Source organism: Oscillibacter sp. (assembly GCF_032060045.1).
Taxonomy (GTDB): domain Bacteria; phylum Bacillota; class Clostridia; order Oscillospirales; family Oscillospiraceae; genus Oscillibacter.
On sequence record NZ_DAMBZJ010000002.1, the window covers coordinates 92,264 to 112,643 of the forward strand.

Annotated in this window: 19 protein-coding genes and 1 pseudogene; 8 read left to right on the top strand and 12 right to left on the bottom strand. The window is 46.5% G+C overall.

Annotation, left to right across the window (positions count from 1 at the left end; translation table 11 throughout):
• Nucleotides 1-3: 3 nt before the first annotated feature.
• The 4 genes from RT018_RS01450 (at nucleotide 4) to RT018_RS01465 (ending at nucleotide 2,747) form a co-directional block, all read left to right on the top strand.
• Nucleotides 4-330, top strand: coding sequence for a hypothetical protein (locus RT018_RS01450; protein ID WP_312938762.1), 327 nt, complete (start codon nucleotides 4-6; stop codon nucleotides 328-330).
• A gap of 173 nt (nucleotides 331-503) precedes the next feature.
• A complete protein-coding gene (locus tag RT018_RS01455; protein ID WP_312938763.1) occupies nucleotides 504-1,262 on the top strand; it encodes an AAA family ATPase in 759 nt (252 codons plus the stop codon).
• Between the two features lies 1 nt (nucleotide 1,263).
• Nucleotides 1,264-1,554 carry a hypothetical protein gene (locus RT018_RS01460; protein WP_312938765.1) on the top strand — a complete coding sequence of 97 codons (291 nt, stop codon included), beginning with the start codon at nucleotides 1,264-1,266 and terminating at the stop codon, nucleotides 1,552-1,554.
• Nucleotides 1,555-1,685: 131 nt separating this feature from the next.
• Nucleotides 1,686-2,747, top strand: coding sequence for a helix-turn-helix domain-containing protein (locus RT018_RS01465; protein ID WP_312938767.1), 1,062 nt, complete (start codon nucleotides 1,686-1,688; stop codon nucleotides 2,745-2,747).
• Between the two features lie 110 nt (nucleotides 2,748-2,857).
• On the opposite strand, the gene RT018_RS01470 is transcribed toward RT018_RS01465, so the two are convergent.
• On the bottom strand, nucleotides 2,858-3,166 hold the full coding sequence (locus RT018_RS01470; protein WP_312938769.1) for a hypothetical protein: 309 nt from the start codon (nucleotides 3,164-3,166) through the stop codon (nucleotides 2,858-2,860).
• A 588-nt stretch (nucleotides 3,167-3,754) separates the two neighbouring features.
• Here RT018_RS01470 and RT018_RS01475 point away from each other — a divergent pair.
• Complete coding sequence (locus tag RT018_RS01475; RefSeq protein WP_312938770.1) at nucleotides 3,755-4,924, top strand: hypothetical protein; 1,170 nt, start codon at nucleotides 3,755-3,757, stop codon at nucleotides 4,922-4,924.
• A gap of 292 nt (nucleotides 4,925-5,216) precedes the next feature.
• Entirely contained in the window at nucleotides 5,217-5,780 is a 564-nt protein-coding gene (locus RT018_RS01480) for a hypothetical protein (RefSeq protein WP_312938772.1), read from the top strand.
• A 561-nt stretch (nucleotides 5,781-6,341) separates the two neighbouring features.
• Here RT018_RS01480 and RT018_RS01485 read toward each other — a convergent pair.
• The 11 genes and pseudogenes from RT018_RS01485 to RT018_RS01535 all read right to left on the bottom strand — a co-directional run bounded on the left by RT018_RS01485 (nucleotide 6,342) and on the right by RT018_RS01535 (nucleotide 17,309).
• Nucleotides 6,342-6,539 carry an IS3 family transposase gene (locus RT018_RS01485; protein ID WP_312938773.1) on the bottom strand — a complete coding sequence of 66 codons (198 nt, stop codon included), beginning with the start codon at nucleotides 6,537-6,539 and terminating at the stop codon, nucleotides 6,342-6,344.
• A 10-nt stretch (nucleotides 6,540-6,549) separates the two neighbouring features.
• Nucleotides 6,550-7,197, bottom strand: coding sequence for an IS3 family transposase (locus RT018_RS01490; RefSeq protein WP_312938774.1), 648 nt, complete (start codon nucleotides 7,195-7,197; stop codon nucleotides 6,550-6,552).
• 15 nt (nucleotides 7,198-7,212) lie between these two features.
• Nucleotides 7,213-7,500, bottom strand: a complete 288-nt coding sequence (locus RT018_RS01495; protein WP_312938775.1) for a transposase — start codon at nucleotides 7,498-7,500, stop codon at nucleotides 7,213-7,215.
• A gap of 525 nt (nucleotides 7,501-8,025) precedes the next feature.
• Complete coding sequence (locus tag RT018_RS01500; protein WP_312938776.1) at nucleotides 8,026-8,922, bottom strand: glycine betaine ABC transporter substrate-binding protein; 897 nt, start codon at nucleotides 8,920-8,922, stop codon at nucleotides 8,026-8,028.
• Between the two features lie 58 nt (nucleotides 8,923-8,980).
• Nucleotides 8,981-9,835 carry a proline/glycine betaine ABC transporter permease gene (locus RT018_RS01505; protein WP_312938778.1) on the bottom strand — a complete coding sequence of 285 codons (855 nt, stop codon included), beginning with the start codon at nucleotides 9,833-9,835 and terminating at the stop codon, nucleotides 8,981-8,983.
• Nucleotides 9,836-9,837: 2 nt separating this feature from the next.
• Nucleotides 9,838-11,025: a glycine betaine/L-proline ABC transporter ATP-binding protein gene (locus tag RT018_RS01510; protein ID WP_312938779.1), complete on the bottom strand. Its 1,188-nt coding sequence runs from the start codon at nucleotides 11,023-11,025 to the stop codon at nucleotides 9,838-9,840.
• Between the two features lie 1,085 nt (nucleotides 11,026-12,110).
• Nucleotides 12,111-12,272 (bottom strand): annotated as a pseudogene (locus RT018_RS15770) (hypothetical protein); the annotation flags it as partial.
• 753 nt (nucleotides 12,273-13,025) lie between these two features.
• Nucleotides 13,026-14,186 (bottom strand): UxaA family hydrolase, encoded by a 1,161-nt coding sequence (locus RT018_RS01520; RefSeq protein WP_312938781.1) that lies wholly within the window; start codon nucleotides 14,184-14,186, stop codon nucleotides 13,026-13,028.
• Between the two features lie 14 nt (nucleotides 14,187-14,200).
• The gene (locus tag RT018_RS01525; protein WP_312938782.1) at nucleotides 14,201-14,491 is read right to left on the bottom strand and encodes a UxaA family hydrolase; all 291 of its coding nucleotides are present in this window, start codon (nucleotides 14,489-14,491) and stop codon (nucleotides 14,201-14,203) included.
• A gap of 18 nt (nucleotides 14,492-14,509) precedes the next feature.
• Entirely contained in the window at nucleotides 14,510-15,823 is a 1,314-nt protein-coding gene (locus RT018_RS01530; RefSeq protein WP_312938783.1) for a lactate racemase domain-containing protein, read from the bottom strand.
• A gap of 118 nt (nucleotides 15,824-15,941) precedes the next feature.
• The gene (locus tag RT018_RS01535) at nucleotides 15,942-17,309 is read right to left on the bottom strand and encodes an SLC13 family permease (protein ID WP_312938784.1); all 1,368 of its coding nucleotides are present in this window, start codon (nucleotides 17,307-17,309) and stop codon (nucleotides 15,942-15,944) included.
• A gap of 296 nt (nucleotides 17,310-17,605) precedes the next feature.
• Here RT018_RS01535 and RT018_RS01540 point away from each other — a divergent pair, with 296 nt between their 5' ends.
• Nucleotides 17,606-19,387: a PrpR N-terminal domain-containing protein gene (locus RT018_RS01540; protein WP_312938785.1), complete on the top strand. Its 1,782-nt coding sequence runs from the start codon at nucleotides 17,606-17,608 to the stop codon at nucleotides 19,385-19,387.
• A 616-nt stretch (nucleotides 19,388-20,003) separates the two neighbouring features.
• A partial coding sequence (locus RT018_RS01545; RefSeq protein WP_312938786.1) for a hypothetical protein occupies nucleotides 20,004-20,380 on the top strand: 377 nt, incomplete at its 3' end.

Sequence of the window (20,380 nt, forward strand, 5' to 3'; positions counted from 1 at the left end):
GCAATGCTAAGAGAATGGCTTGAAGAACAGCGGTATCAGAAATATGCGCTTCAGCTGCTAACCCGAAAAATTGGGATGTGGGATGTTCCGGAAAGTCTGCGGAGGAACCCGACACATGCAAGGGGAATTTACATTACAGGCTTCCGTGCTGACCGCATGGTATCCAGGAAGCGTTATGAAGAAGACCTGCTGAAGCTGGAAACCGAAATTGCACTTGTGGATGCCCTGGGCAATTACCCTGTGCTGCTGGACAGGCTGCAAAGCGTTTTACGGAATATGAAGCGCAACCTAAAGCTATTTGAGCTTTATGATATCTCAGATTTCCATTGAACAGCGCACATCTAGTATTTAAGTTATTTCCATTATATAACGTATATCCATTATTTCAATTATACAGGTGATTCAAATGAAACGTATAGATTATCTGCGCAAGGTCTTTGAGACGAGCACATTGCCAATTATGGTGATTGATCCAATGAACGAATTAGAAAAGGGGAAAGAATATGGGAACCGTAATCGCTTTCGCAAATCAGAAGGGCGGCGTGGCCAAGACCACCAGCACCTATAACGTGGGCGTCGCCCTGGCACGTGCCGGCAAGAAAACCCTCATGATTGACCTGGACAGCCAGGCGAGCCTGACGATCAGCGCGGGGCTGGAGCCTTACGACTATGAAAACACTATTGTCAGCGTTTTGCAGAAAGAGAGCGTCCCGATCAGCCGCTGCACCTGTGAGCTGCAGGCGAACTTATCCCTCGTCCCGTCCCGGCTGGAGCTGGCGCAGCTGGAGGTGGTACTGATTGGCCGTCCCGTCCGGGAAACGATTCTGCGCCGCGCCATAGACCAGGTACGCAGCCAGTATGATTACATCCTGATCGACTGCCCGCCCCAGCTCTCCATTCTCACCATCAACGCGCTGGCCAGCGCGGATAGCGTGTTAATTCCGGTCAAGACGGATTACCTCGCTTACCGCGGCCTTGAACAGCTCCTGGACACCGTGGCAGAGATCCGCGATCTGGTGAACCCGCAGCTTACCGTGCTAGGGGTCATTGCCACCATGTACGAAATGCGGGTAAAGGATGATCGGGAGATTCTTCAGCTCCTTCAGGAGAAGTATTCCGTGGTGGCCACGGTGAAGAAGCTGGCTATTGTGAAGAAGGGCGTCTGTGATGGAAAGGCCGTCACGGAGCAGGCCCCCACCAACGACGCAGCCACGGAGTATGAGAAAGTCGCGGCCTGCATTATAGAGAAGGGCAGGAACTGAAATGGGACTGGCAGAACGCGAAGCGAAGCGGGCCGGACGCGGCGTGGTGGCGTCCATCATCCATGCGGAGCCGACACCGGCAGCAGCCGGGAAAGGCCGTCCCAAATCCGACCAGGAGACGAAGCAGCGCATCAGTCTAGCTATCCTGCCCAGCCTTTATGAAGGTGTAAAGAAGGTGGCCTTTGTGGAGCGCCGCAGCGTCAGTGAGCTGGTGGCGCAGCTGCTGGAGCAGTACATACGGGAGAATCAAAAGAAGCTGGAGGACTATGAAAAGATGAAGCGAGATCCGTAGAAAACAAACGGGGTATATCAGTGAAAGCACTGGTACACCCCGTTTTCTTATTTCAATTATATAACTTAAATAACAGAAATAACGTATTTACATTATATAACGTAAATAACAAAATGCAGGAGAGAAGAACCATGTACATAGGACACCGGGCAGAGCCATCCTTCCGCTTCCCGCAGCAGTTGGCCAAGGATACCAGGGGCAAGAAAATAACCTCCTACGCAAAGCAGCTTGCCCTTACCATGTTCAGCTATGCCAGCCAGAGCACCGGCAAAGTAAATAAGACGCAGCGTGAGTTGGCCAAGCTGTCCGGTATCGCTTTGGACACAGTGAGCCGCAAGCTGAAGGAGCTGGAGAAAACCGGGTATATCACCGTGAAGCGTCACCGGGCGAAGCGAGATCCGGAGACAGGGAGAATCACCCGCAACGCGTCTGAGTACACCTGCATTGTCCCGCAAAAGGGCTTTATCATGATTCCCTACCGCTATGTGCGCAAGCTGGAGGAAGCGAAGCTACACGGCGCAGCCGTGGCCGTCTTCCTCTACATCTACCGCCAGATGCGGAAAGACCACGCCTATCCCAGCTTTTCCAAAATCCGCAAGGAAGCCGGTCTGGCAGACAGCACCGTCCGTGCCGCAGTGCAGGAGCTGGACTGTGCTGGCCTACTCTACATACAGCGCTGTAAGAAATGTAACGGTGCGTTCTCCAGCAATTCCTATCTCCTGCTGCGTGATACCAGGGCCGTGTGTCGGCCGACGCTGGCAGTTGTGCCGGAGGATATGGGGAGGTACGCCGATATTCAGAACAACGAAGATAGACCTAAGATAACGGGGGTTCTTACAAGAGAAGAAAAAAGATATACAACTCCCATATTCTGGAACATCAATGTGCCAGGACAAAAAGCAGGCGGCGTCAGCTCGGCGGGGCCTTGTAAAACCATACCCCGGCCAGCTTTTTTTGAGAGAGAAAGTCGGAGTGGTGAGAGGGGAGACCCACCGCAGCGGGGGGAGAGAGGCGAGGTGACTTTCTCCGTGAGCCGGCCTGGCAGGCCGGCACTCTTTGGCTCGCCTCTCTCCCTTCACCTTTGTGCAGAGTTACAGCGCGAACGGCAGGAAGCTAGACGATGTAGAGCGCAGAGAGATCGCCATGGAAGTCGCATACCGGAGCGCGAACCTGGTATGACAAAAAGTCAGTAGTGCGTCCTACGAAGTGGCTACATGACCACGACGGCCATTGTACCGAGTAAATAACACACCGCCAACGAAAAAAGGCAGTACCAGCTCGGCACCGCCTTGTAAAGCCGTGTTCAGTTAGCCTTTTTCAGCTCGTCAACCTCTTTGGCCAAGGTTTTAATCACGTGCTTCATGAAGTCAACTTCTTCCTCCAGAGCTTCAACGCGATTCTTCGGAGCCAGCGTTTCTAAGATACCCTTTTGACCTTCAGCAAGAGCCTGTAAGTACGGGTCAATGCGATTCTCTATGTCAATCCGGATTCCGGCCACATCAGTTTGAAGCGCCGATACATTGGTTTGCAGTCCTGCTACGTTAGTCTCAATATTTCCTATACGGTCATTCATGGCCGCCAGCAAATCAAGTATCTTTTCCTCGTTCGTCATCACACTCACCTCGAAATGATTATACGGTGCAGGAATCTTCATGTCAAGGGTTGAACATTTTCATGTTCATTTAAAAAAACGGTTGAACTATTTAAAATATTGGTTTAATCTTTTGAATAGAAATGGTACATTAATACCAAATTGAGAGGCCATTGACACGTTTTAGCCAGACTGTGTGAAAACGCTCTAAGCAGAAAATTGCCAAACGCAAAAGTGGATTATATGCTTAAACTTCCTGCTTACCCATATGTAATCGGGAAGCCGGAATATTGCTTCAGAAATTCGGTATGCTTTCAAACTTTTCTTTATGCCGTATTTGATTGCAAAACCAAAGCGGAGAACTTCATCAAAACGAAGTTTTTCCGTGTACTGGTATCTGCTTGAAGAATATCTCAGGACGCACCAAGTAAAACATATCGTTTAGTTCCATTAAGGACTTCTCCAAGCTCTGTACGGACACCTAGCTTTATGCTAAGTATGGCTTAACCGAAGATGAGATCGGCTTTATCGAATCGACGATTAACCCGTTAGAATAGGCCTGCAAAGTTGAGTTTCAAGATAGCAATATGAACGCTGGAGGATGATACTATGCCACAAACCAATGAAAAGATACTCTCACTTAAACACCTATCTGAATACACAATTGCCGAGCTCATTACATCAGTTGGTTTATATGAGCCGGTTGCGATTGACACACGATCTGAAAACTTTGATAATGCTGTTTTTGCCGATGGCAGTGGCTACAGTAATCTTCTTGTTTCAGATGATGTACGGCAATTGTACGAACTGGCACAAATAAAGAGTCCAGTGCTACTCCCATGTAAAGACTGTCAACGGGAATTGGCTTTTTCAAATGCCAATGCGCCGATTCCCCAGTTTACAACATCTACAAATTCACACCAATTACTAACCAATAATAATTTGTTGTACAATACTATTCTATCGACACTTGATGGAGTCCTAGTTGATGATTATAGCAGAATAGCTGCTGAAAAAAGCCTCGAATGTCTAAGTGTAATTGCTAAGCAACTGCATACCTTTTGTATAAAGCTAGAATGCTCATATAATACGAATCATACTGTATACGCTTACTTCTCGATTGAGTATCCACATGGAATGGAAGAAACAAGACCCGCAATTCTTATCAACTATGAAGGCGCTTGCCTTAACAATAAAAAAGGTAGCTCCGATCCATTACCTGATATCACCGAGGAACTTGAAAAAGCTCAAAAACAAGATAAGCAAGCGGAGTATTATTTGGTGCTCCAAAAAATTGGGCAATATCCATCCATGGCGGATATGCAGTTTTTTGAAGTGCAAAAGTATAAGAAGCTACTTAAAAACGAATACAAAGAATTGACAAGAGCAATTGGACTGCACGCTTCGGGAATAGGCATTGGAGCTTTTGTTTATCTTAGAAGGATCTTTGAAAATATCGTTGAAAGCAAGCACGTACAATGTTTATCACGTGAGAATTGGAACGAAGATCAATACTACAAAATGAAATTCAACGAGAAGCTAGATTACCTAAGTTCATTTGGAACTGAAATACTACCAGAAGCCTTGTTACCGATAAAAAACAAGTTGTATGGAGTGCTGAGTAAAGGATTGCATGAATACACGGAAACCGAATGCTCTGAAATGTTCCCGCATTTGGAATTAGCTATCGAACTACTACTTGACAGAGTGCTAGTAGAAAAAGAACAAGCAGCAAAAATAAAGAAGATGACAGAGAGTATAAGCAAAGCAAAATCATAATAGGGACTGTTTGAACAACAGTTCGCAGACTGTTGACCAAGGCCGAAAAGCTCGGCTTGATCACCAACGAGGGCAAAACGAACGACAAAGTTTACAAAAAATGATACTCTCTCCAAATGACTGAACAATTTAATTATTGGTTTAAGAATGTCACTATTCCCATTATTTATAAACAGATAACAAGCCCTGGCCTTCTGTCCATCGGGCTTGCTAATAGAAATATGTACCACAATTGAAACTCATGACGTCGTTGGTGATACAGTTACAAACTAATTCAGAAAGGGAAGCAAAAATGGATGAAAATGTGATTGCGAGCCGAATGGATCTAGTTCGTTCCTATGTCTCAAAAATTGATAAAGACCGTCCTGCAACATTCTCTGAAGCGCAGTGGTCACAGTTACTGGCCACATTGGATGTAATTGAAGATAGTCAATATGCGATTGACTTCTATAAAAGAAGCCCTTTTCCCGATATTGAGGGCGCATATCTGTACATCTATGGGCTATTTCAGGCCTTCTTTTTGCAGCAGGATGCAATCAACACGCTGTGCGGTATCTTGCAATTAGATAGTTTTACATGTGATAACTATGCATTACTCAAAGATATACGTGATATGCGTAATGATGTAGTAGGACATCCGACAAATAGAAATAGGCGTACACAGTATATACGATTAATTCGTTCTGAAATAAGTAAAGACTCTCTGGAGTATGCCATTACTGGAAATAAAGCAGAATGCAAGAATATTGATATAAACAAAGTGATTTTTGATCAACAGTATTTTGCGGAACATATTCTTATGACATTAGCGCTCAAGCTCAAGGACCTTTCAGCGAGTGGTGACAACAATGCCTGATCGGCTCAATCTATTTATATCCTAATGTACAGATTTATTCCCACATTGAGCTGCCTAGTTTGTTTACAACCCCATTGTTGAGAAAATGCCCCACATAATGCGCACGAAAAAAGGTTCTGGAGCATGAATCATGAATAGTAGAACTTGTACTTTATAGGTTGCGTTTTTTAATTTGGTTAAGAGATTGTGTTCCCAAAAGTGTTCCTATTTTTTAATTTTTGTTCCTATTTGTTGCGTATAAATGACTGGATTTGCTATGATTTGATGATAGAAAAAATCCCTAGAGCCATTACGGCTCTAGGGAAAACGCTGGTGACCCGGCGGGGATTCGAACCCCGGACCCACTGCTTAAAAGGCAGCTGGTCTGGCAATAAGGATGAGGTCGGTGATAAATTCACCTACAGGCTTATGCAGCGGGTGACTTTGTTGACAATCTGTTGAAAACTGGAACTAACTGTGCCGAACTGAGCCAATACAAATTTTTGAAAAGGACTTGAAACCAGCGGCTCATTATGGAGAAGTCAAGAACAGTGCAGAATGTGAACACCCAAAATCTGCAGATTATGCGGCCAGGCCTCTGGCGGCCTGACGATACATGGCCGGCGGCAGGCCGCCGGGGTTAGCAGTATAGATTCGCTGGCGGTTATAGTAGGTCATGATATACCGGAACACGATGCTCTTAACCTGTGCCATGGGCATCCGCTCCGTCCTGATTCGATAGAGTTTTTCCTTCTTCAGCGTCGCAAAAAAGCTCTCCATCCTGGCGTTGTCATAACAGCGCCCCGTGCCGCGCATGCTTTGAACCGCACCGTATTGTGCCAGCACTTTCCGAAATGAGAAGCTGGAATTGGCTTCCGCGGTCGCTGTGCAGGGTCATTCCATAGGCCCCCTGTGCTTTGCAGGCAGACCGAAACGTCCGGATACACAGCTCCTTCTTCATGTTGTCATCCATAGCAAGACCGACGATCTCTCCGTTATAACAGTCCAGAACTGCCGCCAGGTACAGCTTGCCGTCCAGACACTGGATCCGCGTGATATCCGTCAGCCACTTCCGGTTGGGAGCGTCTGCGGTAAAGTCCCTACAAATCAGGTTCTCCGCCTTCTGCGCAGCCAAGTCTGCTTTTGTCAGACTGCTGGGGTGACGGGGAGCGCGATGGAGCAGGCCTCCACGCTTCATGGCCCGCCGTACGCTGCTTCGACTTACCCGAATACCACGCTGTGTAAGCGCCAGGAGAATTTGGCTAACGCCATAATTGTCATTGTCCGGATTTTCATTATAAATCTCTCGTATTTTGACCAGAAGCAGCTGCCACGGCTTGGGCTTGCCAGCCGACTGCAAAGAGCGGTAGTACCCGGATTCACTGACTTTCACAACCCGGCATGCAGAACCGCTCACGGCGCAGCGTGATGTACTCATACAACCGCTCCGGCTTTACCGTTTCCGGTCTTTGGCGAAAAAACCCAGCGCATCCTTGAGAATCTCGTTGGCTTTTCGCAGCTCGGCATTCTCTTTTATCAGCCGGCGCTCGTTCTCGGAAAGCGGCGCGTCGCGGCGAATGCCGCTGCCGACGAAGGCGTGATCTCCGAATGCCTTTCGCTTCTGCCGCCACTCCGCCAGTGAGTAGTACGGAATGCCCAGTTGTGCCGCCGCCTGCTTCACCCCGATTTCATCGGACAGCTTGACCGCTTCTTCTTTGAACTCCTTGTCATATTTGCGCATTGCAAACACCACCCTGTTCTTTCTTTGATTCTATCACTTTTTGGGTGTTTGTCCTCTGCATTTCTATGATATCCCTCCATTATGGTACAGTTACTTCCAGTTAAGTTAACTTCTATTTGACGTGCAGGGGGTCACAGGTTCGAGTCCTGTATCGTCTACCAAGAAAATCCTTAGAGCCGCAACGGTTCTAAGGATTTTTACTTTTTTCATTTTTTCGGTTTGTTGACAACCAAGCAGCACAGAAACTCCCCAGCTTTTTTGCAGAGGCAAAGCGAATTAAACGTAAGCGTAAAACGACCGTAGAAAAGTGGAAATAAAAAAGCCCAAATAGCATTGTTGAATTTGCCGAGCAGCACAGATTTTTTATACTGTTATGCGGCGTTGCCTTAAATGCAAACAAAATAAATGCAATAGAGCCACAATAACTAATGGGTCATTGTGGCTCTACATGCTTTTTATACGGGAACTTTTAATTTAATTGTATTTATAGTACCTTAAAACTTGGCAGGCTACGTCCCAGAAAATTCAGGATGCAATCCAGCTGTTCACAAGATCTTCGTTTTGGCTCATCCAACCTCTGGCCAAATCAATTGGATCTTTTCCGGAAGTATCGTCTGCGATGGTTCCCATAAGGTCTCCAAGCTGATCAGATGTCATGGAGAAGTTTTGCAAAAATGCGGCAACTTCCGGCATATCGGTGGAAAAATCTTTTCTGGCAATGGTATGAATATGCTCCGCAGCACCATAAACCCCCTTGGGATCATCCAGGAATTTCAGATCCCAGCGGGCAAACATCCAGTGGGGAGTCCAGCCCGTAACCACGATGGAATTTTCCGCATCAATTGCTTTCTTCAAAGCAGCCGTCATAGTGGGGCCGCTTCCGGGCATCAGCTCATAATTCAAACCGTATTCATCAATTGCAGTAGTGGTAGTGGACATGATTCCCGCACCGGAGTCAATTCCGACGATCGTTGCATCAAAAGAATCCGCAGCATTGTTTAAATCTTCAATACTGTCAATATCTACATAAGATGGGACTACCAGCCCAATCTTAGCATTTTCATAGTTAATACCCAGATCCTCCAGCCTGTCTCCGTATTTATCCATATAACTCTTATGTGTAACAGGTAGCCAAGCATCCAGAAAAACATCTGTACCACCGCTTGCCAGAGAGGCAAACAGGGGCGCTGCATCTGTCATGGTTGTCTCTACGTGATATCCCATTTTGTCCTCTAGGATAGCGTGTACCAAATTAGTCATGGCAACGCCCTCTGACCAGTTTACATAGCCGATGGTTACCGTACCCTTGTCCTGCCCAGTCGAACCACTACCTTGAGTAGCAGAGGTTCCTCCGCAGCCAGCCAAAAGGCTAGCACTCATAATACCTGCACCTAACATCGCAATCCATCTTTTTTCGTTCATCCTAAGCTCCTTTCAGTTGTTAAAAATAGGAACACCAAAAATGGCGGGGAAACAAAAGTTAACCAGTTATTTTCTTATGAGCGTTTTTACGCTCCTGGAAGCGACCCAATCCCTGAGTGATTCGATCCAAAATCATAGCTAAAACGACAACCGCCAGACCGCCTTCAAACCCTTCGCCGACTTTTAGCTGCGTGATTCCGTTGAGAACGGGAATTCCCAAGCCTTTTGCACCAATCATGGAGGAGATGACCACCATGGATAGAGAGAGCATAATCGTCTGATTCAGTCCCGCCAGAATGGTGGGCATGGCCAAAGGAATCTCCACTTTAAAAAGCCGCTGCTTACTGGTGGCACCGAAGGCCCGAGATGCCTCAATCACATCTCTTGGCACCTGCCGAATTCCCAAATTGGTAAGCCGAACCACCGGCGGCATTGCAAAAATGACAGTCGCAACGGTACCGGGAACTTCTCCCAAATCGAAAAAATAAACAGCTGGGATCAGGTAAACAAACGCTGGCATCGTCTGCATAAAATCCAAAATAGGCCGAATGATCTGATTGGCCTTATTACTATGAGACATCCAAATTCCAAGAGGAATTCCGATAATCAAAGCAATTAACGTTGCAGTGGTAATCATGGATAGCGTGTACATCGTCTCTGACCAAAGATTCATGGAACGGATCAACAGCAGCCCGATGCCGGCAAAGATCGCAACGCCCTTCCCGGAAATCCGCCAAGCCAGCAAAACTACGACCAGAATAAAAACGACAAATGGGATGACGAGAAACAACCAAGAAAACCCATCGATAATGGCACTGAGACCTTCACGGATTCCACCAAAAAAGCCAGCCCAATGAATGGTCATCCAATCAATCAGCCGTTCTACATAACTTCCAATTTCAAATCGATACATGCTTAAACCTCCCTTCCAATAATACCCGACAATACAGAAACCTTGACAATGAAGCCCAACATGCGCTCTTCTTCATCATCTACAACAAGCGGGTACTTGGAATCAATGACTAACGGTAAAAGCTCCTCAATGGAGGCGTCTGGTTTGACACGGACGATGTCCTTTTTCAAGATGCTATCCATATCAGTCCGGCCGGCTTGCAGAAGTTCAATCGCATGATCAATGGTTAGCAGTCCCTTGACACGGTCTTCCTTGTCCAACACAAAAATACTGGAAATAGAAGCCTCCCGCATTTTTCTAACCGCCATACGAAGGCCGTCCTTGGCAAAGGCCACTGGATCTGGCCGCTTCATAATGGTAGAAGCTGTAACAACCTTGACGCGGTTCACGTCCTGAACAAATTCACGGACATAATCATCAGCGGGGTTTGTCAGAATTTCCTCCGATGTGCCAATTTGAACAATCTCGCCATCTTTCATAATGGCAATCCGGTTTCCAAGTTTCAAAGCTTCATCAAGGTCATGTGTGATGAAGATGATTGTCTTGTGCATGCGGCTCTGCAAACTGAGCAGCTCATCCTGCATTTCCTTCCGAATTAGCGGATCCAACGCACTAAACGCCTCATCCATCAACAAAATATCGGGATCGGTGGCCAAAGCACGCGCTAATCCTACTCTTTGCTGCATGCCGCCGGACAATTCTGCCGGAAATGAATTTTCATAGCCTTTCAAACCAACCAGTTCAATCGCTTCACGCGATTTCTTGAGGCGTTCTTCAACCGACACGCCTTGCAATTCCAATCCAAAAGCAACATTATTTTCAATCGTACGATGGGGCAATAACGCAAAGTTCTGGAAAACCATTGCTATTTTTTTCCGGCGGATTTGCATAAGGCGGTCACGACCGCATTTCACGATATTTTCACCATCAATCAGTACCTGACCGGCTGTTGGACGGATCAACAGATTCAGACAGCGGATCAAGGTAGACTTGCCACTTCCGGATAAACCCATTACAACAAAGATTTCACCTGATTCAACCTGAAAACTGGCGTTGTTTACTCCAACACCGTTTCCTGTTTTCTTGAGAATATCTTTTTTCCCTTGGCCGTTTTTAAGCAGTGGAATAATCTTGCTCGGATTTGGCCCAAATATTTTATAGAGCTCTTTAACTTCTAGTTTAAATGCCATGGAATTCCTCCCTCCAGTTGTGAAACAAGCTAAAAAAGTATTGACTAAATGACTTTTCGGGCGCATGATCAGTCTGCACTTGCTGGCCCTGTAGCGTGATCATACAAGCTAATATAAGATCGCATAAGGAATATACAAGAAAGTGCGTTGCCGAATCCATAAGTCGGGTTTTATATGGTTTGAAAGCTGATAAGCACTCTGAAATAAAAATAAAACAGGGTCGCTCCAAGGTTTACAACATAAACCAAGATTAGAAGCGATCCTGAACATTTGGTATGTATAATACAAGCAGTAAAGTGCTTTTGCTCTTTTTCAGGCGCCTCATTTCTATACCCAAAATTTTACATGTATTGAAAAGTTGAATGCATTAAGCATAACGCAGAATGCGATTTACAGATAATCCCATTATCTTTTTTGACAAGGATTTTTTTACTTCCAATTTAATACATAAAAAATACGATCTGTATATAGCATACAATAAAGTCCAAGTGATTGTCAAGGCTGACCTCGGCGGTTGATCTTAACGTCCGCTGAAAATCCAGAAGGATCTTCAAAGCAAAATTTTAGCACGCTAATCATTTATAAATCGTTCTGCCGCAAAGTATAGAGACGTTTAACATGTTGTCCAATTTGAATTTTTAAATTACAAAACATTTGTAGCAAACGGCAGTTATCTTGAAGCTATTATAAAATAAGTTGTACATAATGCTAAATTTTTTAGTTTCCAATATCTTACTTATATGGCAAGGTCAACAGGAAAATCCCGGTGCAGCCATAAGCTACACCGGGTCCTCCCATAAATGTATTTACTTCCTTATGAGATAGCCATACCGCCTTTTTGCTGCTTTTTGAGGGGCTATCAGGGACTCATTTCAGCATTTTTGCGAACTCGTCCTCCGTCAGTAGGGGATGCCAAGCTCCTGTGCCTTTTGAAGCTTGCTACCGGGGCGTCCCCCGCCACCACGTAGGCGGTTTCAATTATTCCTCCAGGGAGACGCACTCCGGCGCGTTCAGGGTCTTAAAGTGGAGTGCCAGCACCCGGCCCGCTTTCGCGCCCACCTGACAAATACCCAGAGATCGGTCCCCGGCCGCCGTTTGGAAAGATCCACATCCACGATCTCCGGGATGATTTCCCCCGCCTTCTGGACCAGCACGGTGTCCCCGATGCGGATGTCTTTTTCGGCAATATAATCCTGATTGTGCAGCGCTTTTCCAAGAGCAGATTTGGTTAGCGTATTTTTTGCCAGAAACCATGACAGCAAGGCGTCTAAAGCAGGTTTTTTCTGCTTCAGCCGCTGATCGTGATGCCAGTTAGTGCATGCGGGCTTTTAGGATGCGAGAAGCCAGCTCAGTGGAATATGTGAGACCGCTTTGTTGACAATTTGTTGAAAACTGGAACTAACTGTGCCGAACTGAGCCAGTGTAAAATATTAAAAAGGGCTTGAAAACGGTGGCTCATTCTGGTATAGTTACTTCCAGTTAAGTTAACTTCTATTTGACGTGCAGGGGGTCACAGGTTCGAGTCCTGTATCGTCCACCAACAAGCCCTAGAACCACAATGGTTCTAGGGCTTTTGTTTTGCATATTGCCCAGTGGTTTTCCTTGCGTGATGGCTTAGATTTTCCTGGACGGTTTTAATAGCATCACCGCTTTCCAGCGTCATAAGGGTATACAAATGACGCAGGGTCCTCGACACCATTCATTTTACCGGAGTCCCAACGACTTTTCTGCGCCAGTTTCAAATTACAAACTCCATTACACATGGTCGCAAATGGTGATCTTCCAGACAAGAAGTTGTTAAAAAGTCGAACTCGATTCGCGCTCCGGCTCTGAGGCACAAAATGAAGAAAGAGCCTAAAAAGGCTCTTTCTTAAGAAAAGGGAACCTTTCTCATTGGGTCTGCAGGCCAATTGGAAAGGGATCGGTAGCATATAAAATTGTCTGTTCGCATGCTGTGACAAATGGATTGGAATTCAAATAACGGTTTGCTTCCTCGCGTTTCACACATAGTTGCAAACACGGGCAATGGTCGTCTCTGTATACCCCAGAGTTTCTGCCTTCGTCTGCTTTCCACTGGCCACATCTACAACTAATTGCAACAGTTCTTCCCCCATAAGATCCAAATTACCACCATTGATAATAGGGGAAGCATCCACATCGATATTTTCTTTCATTTTATTAAATGTAATCTCATTACCAGTGATCTTGATGACCGGGGCAATGGGATGGCCCGTAGGTGTACCGCGTCCGGTTGAAAAGACAATGACTTGAGCTCCTCCGGCAACCATAGCCGCGACGGAGGCCGGATCGTTTCCCGGTGTGTCCATGATGACTAAGCCCTCGTTGGGCGATAACTGTTTTGCATAGTCGTATACGCCATTTATTGGAGTATGCCCCGCCTTGTGAATACACCCCAAAGATTTTTCCTCAAGAGTGGTAATGCCTCCAGCTTTGTTTCCAGGGGAAGGATTTCCTTCGCGTACTTCGGCGCCCACCAGTTGAAGCGCCTTTTCGTATCGCTGAACAATCTCAAAGATGCGGTCATGCACGGCAGGAGTAGCAGCACGACGAGCCAGTATATGCTCAGCACCAATGAATTCGGTGGTTTCCGAAAGAACGGCTGTTCCTCCTTTTTCTACAATCAGATCACTGAGTTTACCAATCAGCACATTTGCCGCCAGCCCGCTAGTCGGGTCCGATCCACCGCACTCCGTACCGAGAATCAGCTCGGATACAGGGAATTCCTCCTGTTTAACTGCGGAAGCTTCCGCTACCATTTCCTTCGCATACTGTATGCCCAATTCAACCGCTCTGGTTGTACCGCCAACTTCCTGTATAATGATCTGCTTGAGCGGTTTGTTCGTTCGTTCCTGAATCGCGTTTACCACGAGATCCATTTGGCAATTTTCGCATCCTAACGATACAACCACTGTCCCGTAGATGTTTGGATTGGCTGCATATCCTGCCATGATATCCATGGTCAGTTGCTGATCAGCAGGAATTTGAGCGCAGCCTTGCTGATTGTTAAATGTTATAGAACCTTCCACCTGTTGAGAAATAATACGGGTTGTATCGGAAGCGCAAAGGCTTGCAGGCAGAATTAATACCTTATTGCGCACGCCGATACGATGATCGGGCCGCCGGTAACCGTAAAATGTCATATTCTATTCTCCTTCTACGCTTTTGCTTCTAGATCTTCCCTCTGACCACGAAGGTTATGGATATGGACATGCTCTCCGGCTTCAATATTGCAGAGGGCTATCCCGATGTGCTCCCCATATTTTACAACGAACTCATCTTTTTGGATATCTTTAATAGCGATCTTGTGGTAAATGGAAACATCCTTCCGTGCAAGCAGCGATGTACGTTTGCCTTCAAACGTATAGTTGACAAAATCACCGTTTGCCACGGATTTAATTACCACCGCTACATTATCTTTTTCATCAATAACTACTGCATTATCCATTTTAGCGAACCTCAAATATTACCATAAATTTCCGTTACAATCAAAGCCCCAGTCTTCCAGATTACCCGCCAGTTCCAAATTAGGATGCGCTTTTACTTCTTCGATAAGCGCTTCGGATACCCAGATTTCGCCCATTTCCAGCGAATTGCGAATGCGGACGATTCGCGGATTCTGTCTGTCAATCATATTGCAGACTCGCACGGCCAACTTGATGGCGTTTTCATCACTGTGGGCAAACATCGGGATTTTTACCATATTCACCAGGGTTGATGTCAGGGCGTTGGGATATGTAATGTCCAAATTGGTTTTGTCCACGAACCGCTTTGTGGTAACATCGGCCACGCCGATACCATTTGCATTGCCGTGGCTTGCATCGGTCAAATCAAGGACAACTGTGCGCTGTGCGTGAATCGGCCCCGGATTGCCGTCACATGCACTCTCAGGGCTGCCAAAGGTTCCCGTAATATTGGGATCCATGCCATCGCCGGAAATATCCTTGCCGATTTGATCAACCACCAGCACATCTGTCTGTTCAATCCAGAGGCGCCCCATCATTCTTTTGGCCTCCTTCAAGAGTTCCGGTTCCTTCTCCCAAATCTCTCCGGAGGTCAACGCTTCAATCTTGTATGTCTGATCAAAGGCGTTTTCCAAAATTCCAACGCCTTCCAGAATATTGGTGTTGTCAAACACCACGCGGGCAAACTGGGGCAGAACGCGAGCCATATTGATAAAACCAGACTCGTGGACGCATTCCGCACCGTGTTGCTTGCCCATGCCAATTACCGACATTTTCAGAAGTCCACTTTCGTAAGGTCCCCGGAAAGTTGTGTGCGCTTTTATGCGCCCGCACAGGATGATCCCGTCTGCCTCGTGGGCGTATTGATCTTGGTATACGGGACTTCCTTCCACGGTGGTACCTAGGCGGACGGTGTCCATCGTTGCCCGGATGGGGCATCCCATCGTCTCTTCCGTTACATGATAGCCAGCCAGAACTTCCAACTGCCCGTCGGCGGTTGCGCCGCCGTGACTCCCCATGGCGGGAAATATAAATGGTTTTGCACCCAACTCTTTTACATAGTCGACAATTGCTTTTACAATAATCGAGATATTCGCAATGCCCCGGCTGCCACAGGTGACCGCAATGGACATTCCGGGCTTTATGTTACGCCGAATTTCATCCCGGTCCAGTTGGTCTCGTACGACTCTGGGAAGGTCTACAGGATCGATACAGGTCTTGTCGAACACCTGATGAACTTTAATCATCTTCGGCAGTGTCACCGATGTACTACACAGATGATCTACGACGTTATCTTTACTGCTTTCAAATGCCATTGAAACTACTCCTTGCTTTGTGATTACTGGAAACACTTGCTTCCGCATTCTTGAAAATAGCGAGAAAAACGCCAATCAGCACCCCAGTCAAGGGAGAATGACCAGGGTGCTGTAGCGTTTAAACCATTGGTAGAACCAGTGCACCCACGATAGCCGCGATTTCTGTGAAGACCGTGACCACAAAAATCGGAAGAGTATAGGTTTTCAAGCCGCCGGTAACTGTAAAGCCGGACAAATTGGTACAGACCCAAAACCCGGAATCATTCACATGACCGATCGAAATGCCTCCGGCCAGACAGGCCATTGCAATCCACACGGGATGAACAGGAACGGAGGGAGCAATGGTAGCCATAATCGTCATAGATGTGATACCGGCCACAGTACCAGAGCCCTGCGCTACACGGAAAATGAATCCCAGGAAATACGCAAACAGCAGTACGGAAATGACGGATCCACTGTCGATATGAAGCGCACTGGTCAGGGCGGTGCCGATGTTGGTGGCAGCTATGACCTTACCAAATGAGCCGCCCGCACCGGTGATTGCCAGTGCCACACCAGCATTCCCCAAAGCGCTGTTGCTGGAAGTCTCGGCTGCCTTCCGGCCAATGTGCTTCCATGCAATGAGATAGGATGCCAAAACACCCATCGAAAGAGTGAAGATTTTATTGCCAAACAGGCTGACAATCAAAGAATCGGAAGAATACCCACAAGCACCCAAAACCGTGCTAATCAGAATCAGCACCACAGGCATCATCAGGGGAATCATGGAAACAATAAAGGAGGGTTGCGGCAGGTCTGTCCGGTTCTCCTTTTTCTCAGCCATAGCCTTCATGACATCTACTTCGTGGTTGATGTCCTTCTCATCGTTAAACAGTCCCTTATCCAGGAACTTGGTGGTGATGATCATGGAAGGAATGAGTACAATGGCGCCCACAATGAGTCCCACTATCAGTTGGGTGCCAAGGCTGTAACCCAAAAGGCCGGGGGCTGCCAGGGGATTTGGAGTGGGAGGTATGTAAGTCTGCGCAATTACGTCACCAATGATAAGTGCCGTGGCGACATAGGACATAGGCTTATTAATCTCCTTGGCCACGGCAATGCCAATGGGAACCAAAATAATAAACGTAATATCAAAAAACACAGGGATTGCCAAAAGAAATCCAGCTCCGGCCAAAGCCCACATCACATATTTTGATGGAACGGCATGGACCAATGTAATCGCGATTTTTTGAGCTGCTCCGGAGTCGCTCATCAGCTGGCCTAAAATGACACCCAAACCGATGGGGATACCGATGTTGGTCATCATACTGCCAAACCCTTCGGCAATTGTAGACAGCGTGGGAATAACTCCCAGTCCACAGGAAATACCCATATAGGCGCTGGCAATGATTAAGCTGACCATTGGATTCAGTTTCGGAATCAAGATAAGGCCGATAATCAGGATAATTGAAACCGTTAGATTGATTACTAATAGTGTGCTACTCATATTTTTTCTCCTTCCTATTGGGGCGAGATCGTCCACTGCGCACATTGGCATCTACCGATTTGCAGATTTGACTTCTCCCTAAGTGTCTGCAAGATTGCCCGTCGTGCTCGTGTTTCAGATGTGGCTTTCAATTTTGAAACACTTGATGTGTCGAAACCTATTTTAACGGAAGATTGTTCCGAAATGCAACAAATACACCACCGCATTTTCGTTCCAATGTGAAACAAGCAAATAAATGTTGAATTTTTTTTGTTAATACTGTACAATTATCGCGAATACGAAAAGGGGTGAAACAGTTGAGTGATCGTATTAGACTTCTCGGAATTGTTCCGTTCGAAGGAATTAAAACGCAGATGCTCAATCTTTCTGCCGACTATCCACAGATTGACATGGAACTGTTCGTAGGAAATACGGAGCAGGCACTGGAGATTGCCAACAGTCGTTTTGCTGGCAGTTACGATGTGGTCGTTTCTCGCGGAGGAACTGCGCAGATGCTGCGCAACTGTGGGTTTCCCGTTGTGGAAATCGAGATATCCTCGTATGACATCCTTTGCGCTCTTAAACTGTCCAATGTACTTAATAACAAAATTGCCATGGTGGCCTATGCCAACATCATTGTAAATGCTCAAAATCTGTGTACCTTGCTGGGATATGACTTGGATGTGTATACCGTCGATACTCTTGAGGATTTGGAACCTACTCTTCGCAAACTGCAGATGAATCAGTATAGTGTTGTTCTGTGTGATACCACGGCAAACATACTTGCAACACAAATGGGGATGAACGCAATTCTAATTACATCGGGCGTTGATAGCATTCGCCACGCCCTGGATCAGGCTCTGATGGTTTGTCGATGCCAGGTGCGCTTACGAGAAGAAAGCGGGTTTTTTCGCAATCTTTTGGAATGTCCACCCGGGCAAACTGTTGTGCTAGACAAGGCTGGGTCTTTGTTTTTTTCAACGGTGAACCACCTGTCTCCAGAAATTTTGCCCATTTTACGCCGCGAGTTGCTGCTTACCAATTCCGGCGTACGGCGAGTAATCCGCAATTTAAACGGAACGCTGTATTGCATTCAGATCCGTCCGATTACTTTCGAAGGCACCATTTATACAGCGTTCTATTTGGAGGACCGTCAAATACCGCCAGCTCATAGCCAAACTGGAATTTCGTTTTGTTCCTGTACAGATGAAGATCAAATTGAGCTGTGCAGTATTTTCACGCTGCTAAACACGGATCCCGAACTGCGAAAAGCCGTTTTGCGGTTATCGGAAAGTCCTCAGCCGCTTGTCGTTGTCGGTGAATCAGGCACCTGCAAAGATGCTGCCGTCAGTTTTTTATATGCACAGGGAACTCTGCGAAACAGGCCGCTGGTTTCTATTAATTGCAGTCTGCTCAACGAAAAAAGTCTGGATTTTTTGCTAATGAATGCAAATTCGCCCTTGTCCGATGCCCAGAATACAATATATTTTTCGGATGTGGAGGCGCTCAGCGATACCCAGCGACTCCAAATTGTTGATGCGATTCTAAAAATGAATGCATGTCGCCGACATCGTATTATTTTTTCCTGTACCTGCAAATACGAAATACAGATGCCGCCGGAGTGCGTCGAGTTTTTAAATTGCCTTGGATGTCAATTATTATATCTTCCGCCTTTGAGAATGCAGCGGGAACAGTTTGCAACCTTGACTACTATGCTTTTCAGCCAGTTGAACTTAGAGTTGGAACGGCCTGTCCTAAACATTGAACCAGAAGCACTGCGCTCGCTGCAGGAATTCAGGTGGCCGTACAATCATATGCAATTTTACCGGGTAATCAAAGAGCTTGCATTCTCGGCATCTGACCATACCATTACAAGTGCGATGACTAATCGCACACTTCGGCAAGAACGCAATACATGTTCGTTCTCTTGCGGTAGCAAAGAGTCCGTCGCTCCGTTGAATTTGAATCGTTCTTTGCACGAAATTAATCGGGATATTGCCTTTCGGGTTCTAAATGAGGTGGGCGAAAATCGGACAGAGGCGGCAAGGCGACTAGGAATCGGACGAACTACATTTTGGCGCCTTATACAGGGTCCATGACGATGATTCGCAGAAATGCTATATTGGAACGGCCAAATGAGAAGCAGCCAATCACATATGTGATTGGCTGCTTTTTATTGATTGTATCATTAAAATATCTATATGAATGCCAGCAAAACCTTTAGGCTCTCTTCCAAAATCTCAAGTGCTTAATAATTGCAAACCACGTGATGTCCTTTTTGAGACAACGTACAGTCTTTCAATGGAAACCTTTTTGTTTAATTCGACAAAATAGTTTTGTTTTGAATAACTATTTTTATAAAATGTGTCAAAATTTCTTGACACATAAATTCAAGTTAGTATACTTTGATATAGTGCACGGCCGCAATGATAAGGCAGCGGACCCATCTGCGGCGTAAAACTTAATAGCTGCTTCCTTTGTGTGACGCATCTTACCATGCGCCAATCAGCAAAGGAAACCCAGTAAGCATCGAAAAGCGTCTTCGGTTTTTACTGGGTTTTTGCGTTTGGGGCGCTTGGGAGGCAGCAAAGTCAAAGAAGAGACAGGAGAGAAGTGGAAGGAGGAAGAAACAATCGAACGCGGACAGAGAAAGGGCTGACACACCGGGATAACCAGAATTCCATCAAGATTTTGAGGATAAGGAGAATAAAAAACATGCTGAAAAAACTATGCGCAGTCTTTTTGACATCTTGCATGCTCTGCTCTACGGGGGTGGTTCCGGCAGCGGCGGAAGTAAATTCCGACGTTTCAAAGGTGGTCTACCTCGGCGTTCAAGACTATGGAATAGTTACCAGTTCTTCCAAGGACACGTTTGTACATTGCTTCTGGAAAGACGGAGCGATTTTGCAGTATCAGGTGAGCAACGCTAACAATTACGCCGTGCAAAACACCTTGCAGGAAGGCTATCTCTATGACCTGACGGTTCGCGGCGGTATAGTGACGGCGGCGGCGATGCGAACCGGCGATGTGGCCGGAACCGTCACGGCAATTAAGAGCAACTCCATTCAAGTGGATACGTCCGGCGCTTCGCA